General features: G+C 55.5%; 18 protein-coding genes and 1 tRNA gene. 3 read left to right on the top strand and 16 right to left on the bottom strand.

Features of this window, described 5'->3' with window-relative positions; genetic code table 11:
* Positions 1–151: 151 nt before the first annotated feature.
* Positions 152–238 (top strand) — tRNA-Leu (locus BUA49_RS14390).
* A 108-nt stretch (positions 239–346) separates the two neighbouring features.
* Here the strand turns inward: BUA49_RS14390 and BUA49_RS14385 are convergent.
* The 4 genes from BUA49_RS14385 to mpl all read right to left on the bottom strand — a co-directional run bounded on the left by BUA49_RS14385 (position 347) and on the right by mpl (position 4002).
* The gene (locus BUA49_RS14385) at positions 347–529 is read right to left on the bottom strand and encodes a hypothetical protein (protein ID WP_139248796.1); all 183 of its coding nucleotides are present in this window, start codon (positions 527–529) and stop codon (positions 347–349) included.
* Positions 530–674: 145 nt separating this feature from the next.
* Entirely contained in the window at positions 675–1814 is a 1140-nt protein-coding gene (locus BUA49_RS14380) for an acyl-CoA dehydrogenase family protein (RefSeq protein WP_072798845.1), read from the bottom strand.
* Positions 1815–1899: 85 nt separating this feature from the next.
* Positions 1900–2583 carry a flavin prenyltransferase UbiX gene (locus BUA49_RS14375; RefSeq protein WP_407656706.1) on the bottom strand — a complete coding sequence of 228 codons (684 nt, stop codon included), beginning with the start codon at positions 2581–2583 and terminating at the stop codon, positions 1900–1902.
* Positions 2584–2607: 24 nt separating this feature from the next.
* Complete coding sequence (mpl, locus tag BUA49_RS14370) at positions 2608–4002, bottom strand: UDP-N-acetylmuramate:L-alanyl-gamma-D-glutamyl-meso-diaminopimelate ligase (protein ID WP_072798843.1); 1395 nt, start codon at positions 4000–4002, stop codon at positions 2608–2610.
* Between the two features lie 155 nt (positions 4003–4157).
* Here mpl and BUA49_RS14365 point away from each other — a divergent pair, with 155 nt between their 5' ends.
* Complete coding sequence (locus BUA49_RS14365; protein ID WP_072798841.1) at positions 4158–5420, top strand: 6-phosphofructokinase; 1263 nt, start codon at positions 4158–4160, stop codon at positions 5418–5420.
* 105 nt (positions 5421–5525) lie between these two features.
* Here BUA49_RS14365 and BUA49_RS14360 read toward each other — a convergent pair whose 3' ends face one another.
* Positions 5526–5780, bottom strand: a complete 255-nt coding sequence (locus BUA49_RS14360) for a GrxA family glutaredoxin (protein WP_072798839.1) — start codon at positions 5778–5780, stop codon at positions 5526–5528.
* A 185-nt stretch (positions 5781–5965) separates the two neighbouring features.
* Between BUA49_RS14360 and BUA49_RS14355 the strand changes: the two genes are divergently transcribed.
* On the top strand, positions 5966–6409 hold the full coding sequence (locus tag BUA49_RS14355; protein ID WP_072798837.1) for a YqaA family protein: 444 nt from the start codon (positions 5966–5968) through the stop codon (positions 6407–6409).
* Here the strand turns inward: BUA49_RS14355 and BUA49_RS14350 are convergent.
* The 11 genes from BUA49_RS14350 to BUA49_RS14300 form a co-directional block, all read right to left on the bottom strand.
* Complete coding sequence (locus BUA49_RS14350) at positions 6349–7794, bottom strand: ABC1 kinase family protein (protein ID WP_072798836.1); 1446 nt, start codon at positions 7792–7794, stop codon at positions 6349–6351. The genes BUA49_RS14355 and BUA49_RS14350 overlap by 61 nt on opposite strands.
* Before the next feature lie 215 nt (positions 7795–8009).
* On the bottom strand, positions 8010–8648 hold the full coding sequence (lipB, locus tag BUA49_RS14345) for a lipoyl(octanoyl) transferase LipB (protein WP_072798834.1): 639 nt from the start codon (positions 8646–8648) through the stop codon (positions 8010–8012).
* Positions 8649–8653: 5 nt separating this feature from the next.
* Positions 8654–8923, bottom strand: a complete 270-nt coding sequence (locus BUA49_RS14340; protein WP_072798832.1) for an HP0495 family protein — start codon at positions 8921–8923, stop codon at positions 8654–8656.
* A gap of 29 nt (positions 8924–8952) precedes the next feature.
* A complete protein-coding gene (locus BUA49_RS14335) occupies positions 8953–10134 on the bottom strand; it encodes a D-alanyl-D-alanine carboxypeptidase family protein (protein ID WP_072798830.1) in 1182 nt (393 codons plus the stop codon).
* Positions 10135–10181: 47 nt separating this feature from the next.
* Complete coding sequence (locus tag BUA49_RS14330; protein ID WP_072798829.1) at positions 10182–11093, bottom strand: septal ring lytic transglycosylase RlpA family protein; 912 nt, start codon at positions 11091–11093, stop codon at positions 10182–10184.
* 101 nt (positions 11094–11194) lie between these two features.
* Positions 11195–12337 (bottom strand): rod shape-determining protein RodA, encoded by a 1143-nt coding sequence (gene rodA / locus BUA49_RS14325; protein WP_072798827.1) that lies wholly within the window; start codon positions 12335–12337, stop codon positions 11195–11197.
* A complete protein-coding gene (gene mrdA / locus BUA49_RS14320; protein ID WP_072798825.1) occupies positions 12337–14235 on the bottom strand; it encodes a penicillin-binding protein 2 in 1899 nt (632 codons plus the stop codon). Before mrdA ends, rodA begins: the two co-directional genes overlap by 1 nt.
* A 9-nt stretch (positions 14236–14244) precedes the next feature.
* Positions 14245–14715, bottom strand: a complete 471-nt coding sequence (gene rlmH / locus BUA49_RS14315) for a 23S rRNA (pseudouridine(1915)-N(3))-methyltransferase RlmH (RefSeq protein ID WP_072798824.1) — start codon at positions 14713–14715, stop codon at positions 14245–14247.
* A gap of 2 nt (positions 14716–14717) precedes the next feature.
* Positions 14718–15068 carry a ribosome silencing factor gene (rsfS, locus tag BUA49_RS14310; protein ID WP_072799178.1) on the bottom strand — a complete coding sequence of 117 codons (351 nt, stop codon included), beginning with the start codon at positions 15066–15068 and terminating at the stop codon, positions 14718–14720.
* Between the two features lie 70 nt (positions 15069–15138).
* Positions 15139–15789, bottom strand: coding sequence for a nicotinate-nucleotide adenylyltransferase (nadD, locus tag BUA49_RS14305; RefSeq protein WP_072798822.1), 651 nt, complete (start codon positions 15787–15789; stop codon positions 15139–15141).
* 5 nt (positions 15790–15794) lie between these two features.
* The gene (locus BUA49_RS14300; protein ID WP_072798820.1) at positions 15795–17051 is read right to left on the bottom strand and encodes a glutamate-5-semialdehyde dehydrogenase; all 1257 of its coding nucleotides are present in this window, start codon (positions 17049–17051) and stop codon (positions 15795–15797) included.
* Positions 17052–17136 lie beyond the last annotated feature (85 nt).

The raw sequence follows: 17136 nt of genomic DNA, 5'->3' as shown, positions 1-17136 counted from the left end.
ACGCACAAATACCTTAGACCCGTTTACTGAAAAAACGTTTGACAGCTTCAGTGGGAATTATTAAAGTACGCGCCATCTGATGAGGTAACATTTCATCTTTGGCAGAAACGCCTAGTTTTCAACAAACTAACGGTAAATCTGCAAATCACCTGCCGAGGTGGTGAAATTGGTAGACACGCTAGCTTCAGGTGCTAGTGCTCGCAAGGGCGTGGAGGTTCAAGTCCTCTCCTCGGCACCACTCCTCTCCCCGAGAAGTGTGAACTTCCCCAAAAACTTGAATATTGAATACGGCACTAGCCCAAATCAGGTCTTGCACCCTGCCGTCCCAACCCTGCACGGCTGCCGATTATTCCAGCAGCTCGACAAAGTATTCCGACAGATTCTTGTAGCGATAATCTACCCTCGCGTACACACCAGATGGCACACTCTCAAAGTCGCGCCCGTCCACGGGCAACTCATCGGATTCCTTGCCGCAACCGGCAATGGTGAGAAAAAGAACGGAAACAGGCAGGCAAATCAGGCGATTCATCACGGCAACCATATATCCTTGTTAGAGGTTGTGCCGTTACTTTAGGGGATGTGGCTGCCGGAGACCTTGATAGGCTTGGCAATTTGTAAAGTTTGGTAACAAACAAGCCCCGGGAGCTGATCCCGGGGCTATTGCGGAATGCGGTTCAGAACGCCCGTGCAACGATTTCTTTCATGATTTCGTTGGTTCCGCCATAGATCCGCTGCACGCGTGAGTCTGCCCAGGCGCGAGCAATCGGGTATTCCCACATATATCCGTAGCCACCGTGTAGCTGAACACACTCATCCATCACCCGGCACTGCAGGTCCGTTGTGTATTGCTTCAGCATTGCTGCAGTTGGAATATCCAGCTTCTTCTCAAGATGGAGCTCCAGGCAGCGATCGGTGAACACCCTGGCTGCCGTGATATCTGCTTTCATCTCGGCCATTTTGAAGCGGGTATTCTGGAATTTGATTACCGGCTTGCCGAAGGCTTTACGCTCTTTCACGTAATCCAGTGTCCACTGCCAGGCCGCTTCTGCGGAGGCTATAGCGGTAAGGCCAATCTGCAAACGCTCAGCTGGGAGTTCCTGCATCAACTGCAAGAAGCCCTGCCCTTCCATGGATCCCAGCAGATGCGTGACGGGAACGGTAACATCCTGAAAAAACAGCTCGGAGGTATCCTGAGCCTTCATGCCGACTTTGTTCAGGTTCTGGCCTTTTTCAAAACCTTCCCAAGCAGTTTCAACCAGCAGCAGGCTGATCCCTTTAGCGCCTTCTTTCGGATCGGTTTTGGCAACAACAATCACCATGTCTGCCATCTGGCCGTTGGTAATAAAGGTTTTGGAGCCGTTCAGAATGTAGTGGTCGCCATCTTTCAACGCGGTGGTTTTCACGCCCTGAAGGTCGGAACCGGCACCCGGCTCGCTCATGGCAATGGCAGTAATAATTTCACCAGAGGCCATTTTGGGCAGGTAGTGTTTTTTCAGCTCTTCCGAGCCATAGTTCAGAATATAAGGTGCGACAATATCGGAATGCAGAGTCCAGCCGATACCGGAAAGCCCGGCCCGGGAGACCTCCTCCATCACGACCGCGCTGTAGCGGAAGTCAGCGCCAACGCCGCCGTATTCCTCAGGCATGGTCGGGCACAAAAAGCCCAACTCACCAGCTTTCTGCCACAGCTCACGGCTGACCTGGCCATCTTTCTCCCACTGTTCGTGGTATGGCGCAGCTTCCTGCTCAAGGAATTTCCGGACAGAATCCCGAAAGCCATCAAGATCAGCATCGAAGAGCGTACGTGGAATCATGGTAAACCTCAGTCAGTGAACAGTGTTGTAATTAACGCTCACCAAGTCTCTGCCGGCAGGCCGATTCGCTCAATGGTTAAAACCATCAATCATGCTGGCCAAAACCATCGTTACGCTCCGTTTTGGCGTTGACGCGCGCCTCACCCCAACGGGGCATGAGATCCTGGGGCAGGTCCAGATGGTCAAGAATACGGGCCACAATAAAGTCCACAAGATCCTGCACCGAACCCGGCCGATGATAAAACCCGGGGCTGGCCGGCATGATGACGGCGCCCATACGCGTAAGTTTCAGCATGTTTTCCAGGTGCACTTCGGAATAAGGTGCTTCGCGGGGCACCAGAATCAGCTGGCGCCGTTCTTTAAGTGCCACGTCGCCGGCGCGCTCAATCAGGTTGTTACTGGCACCGGTAGCCAGTGCGGAAAGGGTTCCGGTACTGCAGGGGCAAACCACTAGAGGTGCTTTTTCGCCAGATCCCGAAGCGGGCGGAGAAAACCAGTCTTCGCGGCCAAACACCAGCACCTGGCCAGGCTCGGCAGAAGCGTATTCAGACAAGGTTTTTTGCATGGCCGGCGGAGTTCCCGGCAGCTTCAGGTCGGTTTCTGTCGCAATAACGATCTGCGCGGCCTTACTGATCATCACGTTAACCCGGCAACCTGCAGCCACCAGGCACTGCAGAAGACGCAGGCCGTACTGGGCACCGGACGCGCCGGTGAATGCGAGATTGACCGTTCGTGCTTTCGACAGATTATTAGTCATGGTTTCCGTCATCTTAATGCTTCCCTGAGTCCCGGATCAGCCATGGATACGTTCGAGTTCTGCAATGAGCTTACCGTGAATGCCGCCAAAGCCGCCGTTACTCATGATGACAATGTGGCAAGGGCTGGGCAGGTTCGCCAATACACGACCAATCAACGCCTCTACGGTCGATTCAACACTGTGTTGCCCGGATTCAGGATTTTCTGACTGCCACACAGATACCAGCTCAGGCAACCAGTCCATATCGTTGAGATTGGCCCAATAAACCCTGTCGGCCAAAGCGGCACTCGGCAATAACGTATGCTGGTGAACGCCCTGCTTCATAGTATTGGAGCGGGGTTCAATAAGAGCTATAACCGGCTCTTCGCCTACCTGATTGCGCAATCCGTCCAGCGTGGTCGCTATTGCCGTCGGGTGGTGGGCGAAATCATCGTAGACCTTCACTCCACCAATGTCCGCCAGCAATTCCATACGACGTTTTACACCAGAGAACCGGCACAGTGCGGCTATCGCGTGATCCGGCGTCACGCCCACATGCCTTGCCGCTGCAATGGCTGCCAAGGCGTTGCGAACATTATGCAGGCCGGTCTGGCTCCACTTCACCACTGCGACCGGCTGTTCATGATGGATAACCATAAACCGGCTGCCGTCTTCGGCAAGCAATTCGGCGCGCCAGTCCGCCATACCCGTTGTCTCGCTGCCAATCGCCGCGCTCTGAACAGGGCTCCAGCAGCCCATGGCCACAGCCTTATCAAGATGGGCATCCAGGCTTGGGCGGATTATCAGCCCCTGGGAAGGGACTGTGCGAACCAGATAGTGGAACTGACGTTCAATCGCTTCTACGTTGTCGAAGATATCCGCATGATCAAACTCAAGATTGTTCAGAATCAGAGTATGAGGGCGATAGTGGATAAACTTGGAGCGCTTGTCGAAGAATGCGCTGTCGTACTCGTCGGCTTCAATGACAAAAAAATCACTGTTTCCGAGACTGGCCGAAACCGGAAAATCTTTGGGCACCCCCCCCACCAGATAACCAGGCGCAAGCCCTGCCTGCTCAAGAATCCAGAGCAGCATGGCGGTGGTAGTGGTTTTACCATGAGTGCCGGCGACGGCCATAACCCAGCGATGCCGCAGCACTTCGCGGGACAGCCACTCGGGGCCAGACATGTAATCAATGTTGCGGTTAAGTACCGCCTCCACCTCGGGGTTGCCCCGGGACATGGCGTTACCTATCAACACCAGATCAGGCTTTGGCTCAAGGTGCTGTGCACTGAAGCCATCCATCAGGCCTATGCCCTGAGCCTCAAGCTGAGTACTCATGGGCGGATAAACGCCCTGATCGGAACCAGTAACTGTGTGGCCAAGCTCCCTTGCCAGAACAGCCAGGCTGCCCATAAACGTGCCACAGATTCCCAGGATATGAATATGCATTCGCCGACTGTCCTCTTCGTTTAAACCCGACAAGCCTCCCGTATCCGCCCGACTCCGTCAAGAGCACTGCCATCCGCACTTCTTGCCATGAAAATCGTATGCGTTTGGCGTATCATCTGCGCCATAATTGAAACCGCAGGAGGCTCCACCCCGAGATGGCCATCAAGAACGCATTCTACGCTCAGTCTGGCGGAGTTACCGCCGTCATCAACGCCAGTGCCTGCGGGGTCATTCAGACCGCCCGCAAGCACCCGGACAAAATCGGCAAAGTGTTTGCCGGGCGCAACGGCATTCTGGGCGCGCTGAACGAAGAGCTGATTGATACCAGCCTTGAAAGTGAAAAGGCCATTCAGGAGCTTATCCACACCCCAGGTGGAGCCTTCGGTTCCTGTCGCCACAAGCTGAAAAACTTCTCGGAAAACCGTCGTGAATACGAGCGCCTTATTGAAGTATTCCGCGCCCACGATATCGGCTACTTCTTCTACAACGGTGGCGGTGACTCCCAGGATACAGCCTACAAGGTCTCGCAGATGGGCGAGAAGTTGGGCTATCCCATTACCTGTATCGGTATTCCCAAAACGGTGGACAACGACCTGCCGTTTACGGATTGTTGCCCGGGCTTTGGTTCAGTGGCCAAGTACATTGCCACCTCTACACTGGAAGCCAGCCTGGATATCAAATCCATGTGCGAGACTTCCACCAAGGTGTTCATTCTTGAAGTAATGGGTCGTCACGCTGGCTGGATTGCGGCTTCCGGAGGCTTGGCTGGCCAAGGCGAAGGCGAGCCACCCCACATCATTCTGTTCCCGGAAATCCCGTTTAACCGCGATGCGTTTCTGGATCGGGTCGACTTCTGTGTGAAGGAGTATGGCTACTGCGTGGTTGTCGCGTCTGAAGGCGCCCAGTACGAAGATGGCCGTTTTCTGGCAGACGCCGGAGCCAAGGATGCCTTTGGCCACACCCAGCTCGGCGGCGTGGCGCCGGCACTGGCTAATATGGTCAAACAGGCACTGGGGCACAAATACCACTGGGCGGTCGCGGACTATCTGCAGCGCAGCGCGCGCCATATTGCCTCCGCAACCGACGTTGAGCAGGCTTACGCTGTCGGCAAAGCTGCCGTGGATATGGCACTGGACGGGAAGCAGGCCGTTATGCCAACCATTGTGCGCGAGCAGGCAAAGCCGTACCGCTGGAAGATTGGCGAGGCTCCACTCAGCGAAGTGGCCAACCAGGAAAAGAAAATGCCGATCCATTACATCACTGATGACGGTTTTGGTATTACACGGGAGTGCCGGGAGTACCTTGAGCCACTGATTGCCGGAGAGAGCTTTCCTCCTTTCGACAATGGCTTACCCCGGGTTGCGAAACTGAAGAACACTCTGGCAGAGAAGAAGCTGAAGACCGACTTTAAGTTCTGATAGCCCGGATTCTCTTCCCGCTCTGTACAGGCCTTTCCGGGCCGCCAAAAAAGGGCCCTGCAGAATTGCTGCAGGGCCCTTTTTTTCAAAGCTTTAAAGCAAGAATCAGCGAGCCTGACTTGCTTCCTGCTCACGCACGTATGCGGCGAACTGGTCGAAACCACCGATATACCTGTCACCCACAAGAATCTGCGGAACCGTGTAGACAGGGCGGCCGATTTTGTCAGCGATGTCCGCCTTGGTCATGTCATGCTCGATCATATCGACCCAGGTATACGGCATGTTGCGGGACTCACACAGGCTCTTTGCACGCACGCAAAACCCGCAACTTGAACGACCGTAAATAGTCACCTGCTCCATAAAAAACCTCCGGAATAGTTTTCCCGGAATCACTCCGGGGCTGCGCAAAATGATGAATTCATGATGACATGGTTGCGGAAAATTAAAAATTGATGCTTTGAATGACCGCCATAGTACCGGATCATACGTAGAAAGCTTTCGCTTACCAAAAGGAGAAACATGCCCATCAGCGCAAGGAGAATTCTGTGGTCTACCTGACACTGTTCCTGACCTCTTTCGCCGCGGCCACGCTGCTACCGGCCTATTCAGAAATACTGATAGGGACGCTGGTTGTTCAGGGATATTCTCTGTGGTGGCTATGGCTTTGGGCCACACTCGGCAACACTCTGGGGTCTGTGGTTAACGGCGTCATTGGCAGGCAAGTAGACCGTTTCAAACACAAGCGCTGGTTTCCGATCAGCGAGACACAGCTGCATAAGGCCCGGAACAGCTTTAACCGCTATGGGCAGTGGTCTTTACTGCTGGGCTGGCTGCCATTGGGCGGCGACGCGCTGACGCTGGTCGGCGGAATAATGCGCGTACCCTGGCTCAACTTTATTGTGCTCGTGGGTATCGGTAAAGGGCTGCGTTACGCCTTTGTGATCTGGCTGGTCGCCGAAGCGTCGGGCGTGCCATCGCCCTCGCCGTAAAGGTATTTGCGCAACAACGTCTCGCCGTTAAATTCAGAATGCAGCACGGCAATAAAGGTATACACCCCGATCAACTTACGATTAAGAAATACAAACTCACTGGGCGGCACCCGGAAGTAACGGCTTATAGCCGACCGCGCCGCCTGCCGCGCAACTCGTGATGGCAGGTCGCTTTGCTTCCAACGGTACTGGCCTTTGCTGTTAACGGCATTGTCCGGCCAGCTTTCGTGATCACTGGACAACGGCTCCAGAACAGACATACAAACCTGGCCAAACGTCTCCAACACTTCCTTAGGCCAGTCTGTACTCATGAAGCGAAGCTTTATGCCTCCATCAATCACAGCATCAAGATCGTCTTCGTAAGAGGCCTGGATCATCTGGATGACAGGGTCGAGAAACTCCCTCGAGTACGACTGCACTGCGCCAAAATCCAGCAGAACGATGCGATCATACTCAACGCCCTCACCGTTTTCTCCGGCAATGCGAATACGATAGTTACCAAAGTTGGGGTCGGTCTGGATCTCACCCCATACGAACAGTTCCCTGAAGAAAAGCTCAAGCGAGGCTTCTCCAAGTGCGCTGCGGCGCTGGAGGGGCAGCTCCCGAACCAGCTCGGAACTGACGGAATGGCCATGTTCGTAGGTAGAGGCGATAACCTGTGCACTGGAATACTCCGGCAGCACCCTGGGAACCACAAAACGCGGGTCATCAACGAGCATCTGGCGGAACTTCTCAGTGGTGCGCGCCTCCAGGTGATAATCCACTTCCCGGTGCATCATCTGCCTGACCTCTTCCAGCCAATTCTCAAACTCAGGCCCGAAACTCACCAGACGGGCCACTCTGAGCAACTGGGCTACAGCATTCAGGTCACTGTCTACCGCATCTGCAACACCTGGATACTGAACCTTGAGTACCAGTTCCAGACCATCGCTGCGTCGCAAAGCCCGGTGTACCTGACCAAGGGAGGCCGCCCCGATAGGCTCCTGGTCCACGTCCAACTCTGCCAACCGCTCGTTACCCAATTCCACTTTGAGCACACGCTCGATGGCTGACCAATCGAGGGAGGTGGTCTGATCTTCCAGAGTGTGTAATGCCTCCGTGACTTCCTCAGGCAGGAAATGCTCGCCGTAAAGCGCCATCACCTGACCAATTTTGACCACGCTGCCTTTCAGCTGGCCGAGCTCACCCACCAGCAGGCGCGCCTGCTTGGACAGCATCGCGCGGTGGCGCTTATCCCGATTTTCCTTGCTGCTGAACCAGTTGGTGGCCATGTGCGAGGCTACACGCGTTCCGGCAAAGAGCCCAGCGCGGGTAAGGCTCAGACGGCGTTCGAAGCTGCCTGTCTTGATGCGGGAGACTGATTTACCTGAGTGTCTGGATGACATGCATACCTGCCCGAATCGGAGGATTTAACCACCCTGATTGAATCTCTGATTTGATCCTTTAAACGTAACAGCAGTGGGTGACTCCTGTCATTATACGGATACTGTAACCACCAGACCTCTCCGATTCGACCTGTATTTTTCGGCCTGGCGGCCATTGATCTCTTCCAGCGTGTTAACACTTGCTATGGTCAGAAGCACAAAGCAGTGGCGTTATCCTACCAGCCCTGGCGATACCCCACCCCGGAATCACCAAGGCCGGCAACCAGCTGGGCAACCAGACGCTTTTCAATACCATCGATGGATGCAGAGGCAACAAAATCGCTGACCTGGCACATGGCCAGCCCGGCATAACCACAGGGATTAATTCTCAGAAACGGCTCCATGTCCATAGCGACATTCAGCGCCAGGCCATGGAAAGAACAGCCACGGCGCACACGCAACCCGAGGGAGGCGATTTTCGCGTCATCGACGTACACGCCCGGCGCATCAGGCCGGGGCTTGGCGATAATACCGAGCTCGGCCAATGTGCGAACAATAGCCTGCTCAATCACATCAACCAGCGCTCTCACCCCCATCTTGCGGCGAGACAGGTTGATCATCAGATAAACCACCAGCTGGCCTGGGCCGTGGTAGGTTACTTGCCCGCCCCGGTCCACCGGAATAACCGGAATATCACCGGGCGCCAGAATATGCTCGGCCTTGCCCGCCTGTCCCTGTGTATAGACCCGAGGGTGCTCAAGGCACCAGAGCTCGTCTTTAGTGCCATCACCTCTATTCGCTGTGAAGCTTTTCATAGCCTCCCAGGTTTCCAGGTAGGGCTGCGGCCCCAATGATCTGACAATCAGTTCGGGCATCAGGCTTACAACACCATGTGTACGCGGCCACTGGCTTTAAGGTCTACGAACAAAGCTGTTAATTGCGACTCACCGGTCACAAAGATGGTCAGCTGAACCGAGCAGAACCGCCCCTTACTGCTGTCTTTGACGGAAACATCCTCTTCACAGATTCCCGGAGCATGCTGAGCGACAATCCCCACCACAAACTCTGTAAAATCCGGCGCAGAATCGCCTATCACCTTAATGACGTAGTCGCAGGGAAACTCAATTTTTGGTGCTTTCGGCTCACTCATGCCGCTTTACTCCCGGGCTCAAATCGCTCTTACTGAAATAGCTGAATAAAAAACAGCTTGATGGCATCCCAAACACGCTTGAACAGGCCACCCTCGGGAACGTCAGTCAGCGCGAGCACCGGCTGATCTATCAGTACCTCACCGTTGAACGACACCTTCACTCGCCCGAGCTCATCGCCGGCCTGAACCGGCGCCTTGATTACCGCATCGAGATCCACGCTGGACTCCAGGCTGTCACGGGATCCGCGGGCAATGGTCACGTAAGCATCTTCAAGCATACCCACAGATAGATTATCCGACTGACCGCCCCATACCTTGGCTTCAATCAGCTCCTGGCCAGCGCGGAACAAACGCTCGCTCTCAAAGTAGCGGAACCCATAGTTCAGCATTTTCTGAATTTCCTGTGACCGCGACTGTGAACTGCTGGTACCCATTACCGTCGCAATAAAGCGGGTGTCGTTGCGTTTCGCGGAGGCAACCAGGCAATACCCGGCCTCTTCGGTATGACCGGTTTTCAGGCCGTCAACACTGTCATCGCGCCACAACAAGCTGTTGCGGTTAGGCTGCCGAATATTGTTGTAAGTAAAGTGCTTCTCCGCGTAGATCGGATAATTCTCCGGGTAATCATTAATAATCGCGCGCGCCAGAACGGCAAGATCATACGCGGTGGAGAAGTGATCGGTAGCGGGCAGACCCGTAGCATTCACGAAGTTGGTATCCTTCATGCCAAGCAGCTGAGCCTGCTGATTCATAATATCAACGAACGCTCCCTCACTGCCCGCAACAAACTCCGCCAGCGCAACTGTTGCATCATTGCCGGACTGGATGACAACGCCTTTGAGGAGATCCTCTACGGAGACGCTGGTGCCTTCTTTGACAAATGTGCGGGAACCTTCTGTTTTCCAGGCCTTTACGCTAATTGGAACCATGTCGGACATATTGATCCGGCCCTCGTCCAGCTCACGCTCAACAATGTATGCCGTCATCATTTTGGTCAGACTGGCCGGCGGCAGCCTCTCGTTACTGTTCTCCTCCATAATAATGCGACCGCTTTTCGGATCCATAAGCACGTAGGAGCTGCCAGCAATCTGTGGCGGAGACGGAATCAGCACAGTCTGGGACATGGCTTTGGCTGATACCGAAAGCATCAACACAAAGGCGAGAGACGTAGTAATAAAAGAGAGCGAGCGAAAAACTGATTTTAATGCCATGGGTCCATTCATTCGTCGTTAAGTGTATTTTGTGTGTGGTCTGACGCTCAGTGAGAATCGGTCAGCACAATTGACTGCAAAAACCCTCTTGCTTCCAGCAGGCTCTGGGTCTTTCTCGCACTACCTTCGTCCTGAAAAGGGCCAACCTGTACCCGGTGAAAACGCCCGGAGGCGGTATCTATAGCACGCACCCGCACAGGGTTGCTGAGTAAGCTCTTGGCGCGAATCTGCAATTTCTCTGCAGGGTCACGACTGCTGAACGAACCAAGCTGAACAAACAGCCCGCCGCTGGCACCCTGCCCATCATTTACGGCGATAGCATTTTCCGTTGCGGGAGCTGACTGCACTGTCGACTGTCCATCGAGAGCAAAAGGCTGACCCGCAATGAACATACTTCCATCCGGCTTTACTGTAATCGATGCTACCTCTACCCGGGCAGTTCCGTGCGACTGGTAACCCAGTTTCTTGGCCGCCGCATAGGACAAATCAATCAGCCGGTCGCCATGAAACGGGCCCCGATCATTGACCCGGACAACCACTGTACGGCCATTATCCAGGTTGGTCACTCTTGCGTACCCCGGAATCCTCAGGGATTTATGAGCGGCTGACATCTGATACATGTCGAAGGTTTCGCCGTTAGACGTCTTGTGGCCATGAAACTTCTCGCCGTACCAGCTTGCGGTACCACGAGCAACATAGCCATCGTTGCTGCCCAACACTGAATAGTGCTTGCCCCAAACCGTATAAGGCGATTTGTTTCCGGCTCTGACCGGCGCCTGATAAACGGGTACGGCATCTGACAACCCGGAGGCATCAAAGTTTCCCTTGGGCGCTCGGTCCTGGGAAATCGTATAACGTGACGAATGATCGGTGCCGGCCGGAGTCGGTGCCGAAGCGCAGCCGGCCAGTGCCAGAGCTGTCGATACCACCGACCATAAACGTAAACGATTTGATATCACTGTCCGGAAGTCCTCTGAAATACGTGTCGCAAGATAAAAAACGCCGCGACATATACCATTGTAACGGGTTCCCTGCAGGTATCACCATTACCGGCGTGACATCAGGCCGTGATCATCCTGCGATGGGTCTGTATCGACATCAGAATGCCAAACGCCGCCATCAGCGTGACGGTTGAGGTGCCGCCGTAGGAAATCAGGGGCAAGGGCACCCCCACCACGGGTAGCAGACCGCTCACCATGCCAACATTTACAAACACATAGATGAAAAAGGTCATGGTCAGCGCACCCGCTACCAGCCGGCTGAATGAATCCTGGGCGGTCACCGCAATGTAGAGGCACCGCAGAATAATCAGAAAGTAGACGCTGAGCAGTATCAGAATTCCGATAAATCCGAACTCCTCCGCCAGTACGGCTACAATAAAATCCGTGTGGCTCTCAGGAAGAAATTCCAGATGCGACTGGGTACCCTGAAGCCAACCTTTGCCATCGAAGCCGCCGGAGCCAATGGCGGTTTTCGACTGGATAATATTCCAGCCAGCGCCCAGAGGGTCACTCTGGGGATCCAGCAGTGTCAGTACACGCTGCTTCTGGTAGTCGCGCATTCCAAAAAACCACATCACCGGTGCGGCTACTGAAACCATAACAACAAACGCACTGATCAGTTTCCAGCTCATGCCTGCAAAAAACACCACAAACAGTCCTGCCATACCCACCAGAAGCGACGTTCCGAGATCCGGCTGTTTCACGATCAGCACCATGGGGAGCAGCACAATCGCCAGGCCCACACCGATACGAGATAGCCTTGGCGGCAAGAAATGCCGCGACAGATACCAGGCGGCCATCATGGGCACGACCAGTTTCATCAGTTCTGATGGCTGAAACCTGGGCAGCCCCGGCAGCGCCAGCCAGCGCTGCGCACCTTTAGCTCCGATACCGACAAAAATTACAGCAATCAGCGCCACCAACCCCAAACCATAGAGCCAGGGCGCCCAGCGCCGGAATACTGAGGGATCGAGCTGGGCGAAAACCAGCATCACAACAAAGGCAATACCAAAGCGCAAACCTTGCGCCTTGACCACATCAAGGTTGCGATCTGCGCCACTGTAAAGCACGAACAGCCCGCCAGAGATCAGCACCAGAAGCAGAAAAAGCAGAATCGGATCCAGATGCAGAACCGACCAGATGCCTCTCGGACGCCCAAGAGGATTGCTGGCAGTTGAGTCAAGTACTCCCCGGGCGGCCATTAACGCACCTCGTTTTCAGAATCGGTTTTGCTGACCAGCGCGCCGTCGCCGGTCGCAGAAAACTCCAGCAACCAGGCATCGAACAGGGCCCGGGCAACGGGTGCAGCGGTACTACTGCCACCGCCTCCGTTCTCAACAATCACGGCAACGGCAATCTGCGGATTTTTCAAAGGCGCAAAGCCGACAAACATGGCATGATCGCGCAACCGCTCCCGGATCTCTTCGGCATCGTACTCTTCATCTTCTGCCAGGCTGAACACTTGGGCCGTGCCGGTCTTCCCGGCCATCCGGTAAGAAGCTCCCCGGCCAGCAGCGCGGGCAGTGCCTTTAGCCCCATGCATCACTTCCGCCATGGCGTCCGCTATGAACTCCCAATCGCTTGTGTCTTTAAGTTTCAACGGCTCATGGGTTTCATTCGGCAGGAACTCTTCGACCGACCTGTCTCCCAGGATATCTCTCAGTAATCTCGGTTCAACCCACTCCCCGCGATTGGCAATCAACGCTGTGGCCGTGGCGAGCTGCAAAGGCGTCGCGAGCATAAAACCCTGACCGATGCCCAGGTTGACAGAGTCGCCCGGATACCAAGGCTCATTACGCATTGCCCGCTTCCAGTCCCGGGATGGCAGAAGGCCGCTAAGAGCCCCGGACACATCCAGAGTCGCATCTTCGCCAAAACCGAAGCGGGACAAATAGCTGTGCATGGTATCCACGCCCATTTCCACAGCAGCTTCATAGAAATAGACATCACAGGACTGAGCCATTGCATAGGTAAGATCAACCCAACCGTGTCCCCCTCGCTTCCAGTCCCTGTAACGACGGCCAGAAGTGTTGAACTGGAAGTACCCGGGATCCCAGATGGTGTGATCCCTCGTAACAGCACCACTATCAAGCGCCGCAATTGCTAACATGGGCTTGAGCGTGGAGCCGGGAGGGTATTGCCCACGCAGAGCCCGGTTGAACAGAGGTTTGTCCTTGCTGTCCCTCAACTCGGCATAGTCCGCCACGCTGATACCGGTAACAAACTTGTTTGCATCAAACCCTGGCACGCTGGCAAGCGCCAGTATCCCGCCTGTTGCAGGCTCGATGGCGACGATAGCGCCCCTGCGGCCATCGAGAAGCTCGTATGCCCGGCTCTGCAGCCGCAGGTCGATATGCAGCTGCAGATCCTCACCCGGCACCGGGTTTTCCCGTTCCAGAACTCTCAAGGTGCGGCCTCGCGCGTTGGTTTCTACGTGCTGATAGCCAACCTTTCCATGCAGCAGCTCTTCATAGAACCGTTCGACACCGGATTTTCCAATGTAGTTGGTGCCCGCGTAGTTGACCGGATCAATCCGCTGCAGCTCATCGCGGTTAATACGGCCGACAAAGCCCAACGCATGAGCCGTCAGCTCGCTGTGCGGGTAATACCGAACCAGTTCTGCCTCCACTTCCACGCCGGGCAATTCGTGCCGATGCACCGCCAGGCGAGCAATCTCGTCTTCGGTCAGATCGTAACGCAGTGGAATCTCCTGAAAGGGCCGCCGGGGCTCTCGAAGGCGGCGCTGGAACCGCTCCATATCCTCGTCGGAAACATCCAGAATTCCGACCAGCTGCTCCAGCGTCGCTTCCATGCCACCAACCCGCTCCGGTACAACGGTCACACTGAACACAGGCCGGTTTTCCGCCAGTAATATGTGGTTGCGATCGTAAACGAGCCCGCGCGGAGGCGGTACAGACTGAACCTGCACGCGGTTTTTATCGGAGAGAGTGGTGTAAATGTCGTGCTCTACCACCTGGAGCTGATACATACGCGCTACAAGCCCTGCAAGGAGCAGGAACACGAACACCAGCATAACGGTGGCGCGACGCTGGAACAGCCTGCGTTCGGCGGCAGTATCCTTGAATTCACCCCACGGCATGGATGCTTCCTAGGCCCGGTGGTACGGGTGGTTACGGGTAATCGACCAGGCTCTGTACAGCTGTTCCGCTAGCAGGATGCGCACCAGAGGATGAGGCAGGGTGAGAGGAGAAAGCGACCACTGTTGGTCTGCACGCTGGCGACAAGGCTCGGCCAAACCGTCAGGACCTCCTACCAGAAAACTCACGTCCCGCCCGTCTTGCTGCCAGCTTTCGAGCTGGCTCGCCAGCTTTTCAGTAGACCAGGGGCGACCAGTCACCTCTAGCGCGACGACTCTGTCTCTGGAACCTGCAGCCGCCAGTACTGCCTCGCTCTCGCGCTGCATCAGCCTCGGAATGTCGGGGTTTTTACCACGATGGGGCATGGCAATCTCTACCAGCTCAAGAGGCATTTCCGGGGGCATACGACGCGCGTAATCGTCGTAGCCCTTACTGACCCAGTCGGGCATTTTCTGCCCCACACAGATCAGGCGCAAGCGCATGATTACTCGCTGCCCGCAGCACCGACTTCCGGTGCATCGCGCCAGAAGCGCTCCAGATCGTAAAACTCACGGGTTGCCGGCATCATTACATGAACAACGACATCGCCCATATCCACCAGAATCCAGTCGCTGCCGCCGCCACCTTCCACATTACCTACTCGAACACCTTGCTCTTTGGCGTCAGTGGCAACGGAATCCGCAAGGGATCTAACGTGGCGATTGGATGTTCCGGATGCCAGAACCATATAGTCGGTAACGCTGGTGCGATCCCGTACATCAATAACACTGATGTCCTGTGCTTTCACATCTTCAAGTGCGTGCACTATCAGATCTTTGAGTTGCTCTGCCTGCATAATCACCCTGTTGTCCGGGTGCCGGCCGGAATGGCCACCCGAAAAGTCATATTCAAATGCGATTGTAACACTAAAAGTTGTTCACTGGGCATGCTCCATAAAGCCCCATTCGCTGAATCTCCGCCCAGACCGCATCGGGAACCAGATAACGAGGTGACTGGCCGCCTCCAATACGCTCGCGGATGCCGGTTGCGGAGATATCCAGCCAGGGTGGATCAAGTTCCAGAACACGCCCTGATGCTTGGCCACAAAGGGCATCGGCGCTCTCAACGCCGCGTTCTGCCAGCAAACGGGCCGGCTCACTTTCCCGATCCAGCGCAGTGCCGGGGCGCCGCACAACAATAATGTGGGCAAGGCCTGGAATCTGCTGCCACTCCTGCCAGCGGTCAAAGCCGGCAAATGCGTCCGTGCCTACCACCATCACCAGTGGCGCATCTGCGCCCAGCTCGTTACGCAGCTGGCGCAGAGTATCTGCGGTATAGGATGCGCCTTCTCTACGAAGTTCGCGGTCGTCAATTTGCAGGCATGGTTCACCGGCTATCGCCAGCTCCAGCAGGCGCAGCCGTTGCGCCGCCGTTGCCCCGGTCTCACCCCGGTGAGGCGGGATATGACAGGGCACGAGATTAACAGGCACGTTTCCGAGCCGCTCACTGACCTCCAGCGCAAGGCGCAGGTGGCCATGGTGCACCGGGTCGAAGGTACCGCCATAAATCACATGCATCGGCATCAGGCCCGGATGTGACCATCGCCAAACACCACGTATTTCTGTGAGGTCAGCCCCTCGAGCCCGACCGGGCCACGAGCGTGTATTTTGTCTGTGGAGATACCAATCTCGGCGCCCAGGCCATACTCGAAGCCATCAGCAAGGCGAGTGGAGGCATTGACCATCACCGAACTCGAATCCACTTCTGTGATAAAGCGCCGGGCACGGGTGTAGTTCTCCGTGATAATGCTGTCTGTATGCTGGGAACTGTAACGGTTGATGTGCTCGATGGCTCCATCCAGCCCATCCACCACGCGAATGGCAAGCACGGGAGCCAGGTACTCTTCCTCCCAGTCTGCTTCCGTGGCAGCTTTTATATCTGTAAGAACTTCCCGGGTCTGCTCGCACCCACGCAGCTCAACACCCTTTTCAATAAAAGCCGAGCCCAGCAACGGCAGCATGTCAGCTGCGATTTCCTTGTCTACCAAAAGAGTTTCCATAGTGTTGCAGGTGCCGTAGCGGTGAGTTTTGGCATTAACAGCGACGCTCAATGCCTTTTCCGGATCGGCATGGCTGTCGATATAAACATGACACACGCCATCAAGATGCTTGATAACCGGCACCCGCGCGTCCCGGCTGATTCGTTCAATCAACCCCTTTCCTCCTCTGGGCACAATCACATCCACGTAATCCGGCATGGTAATCAATTCGCCGACAGCTGCCCGTTCGGTGGTTTTGACAACCTGCACTGCCGTTTCCGGCAAACCGGCCTCTGCGAGCCCACGCGCCAGACACAAAGCAATGGCCTGATTGGAATGAATGGACTCGGACCCTCCGCGCAAAATAGCGGCATTGCCAGACTTCAGGCAAAGACTTGCAGCCTCAACCGTTACATTGGGACGGGACTCATAGATAATGCCGATAACACCCAGAGGCACGCGCATTTTGCCCACCTGAATACCGGAGGGACGGTAGGTCATGTCGGTAATTACACCAATGGGGTCGGGCAAGGAGGCAACCTGGCGGAGCCCCTCAATCATGGCATCGACGCGTGCGGGCGTGAGCTCGAGCCGATCCAGCATTGCAGCATCCAGACCGCTTTCCCGCCCGCCGGCAAGATCGAGTGCGTTTGCCTCGGCCAAGTCACTCCGGGCAGCATCCAACGCTTCGGCAGTCGCCAGGAGCGCACGGTTCCGCACCTCTGTTGTAGAGCGGGCAATGAGTGTTGCCGCTGCCCGGGCCTGCTGCCCGACGTCGGTCATATAAGCTGCAATATCCATCCCTTTACCTTATGTGTTTTTGCCAGAATTCAGGAATAAGAGACTAACTTTACCTTTCCCGTTTCAAGTACGCACCCCAAACAGA

The sequence above is a fragment of the Marinobacter antarcticus genome (assembly GCF_900142385.1).
GTDB lineage: Bacteria > Pseudomonadota > Gammaproteobacteria > Pseudomonadales > Oleiphilaceae > Marinobacter > Marinobacter antarcticus.
Note: the sequence above shows the minus strand (reverse complement) of the source record. Positions and strands in the feature narration are given on the sequence as shown.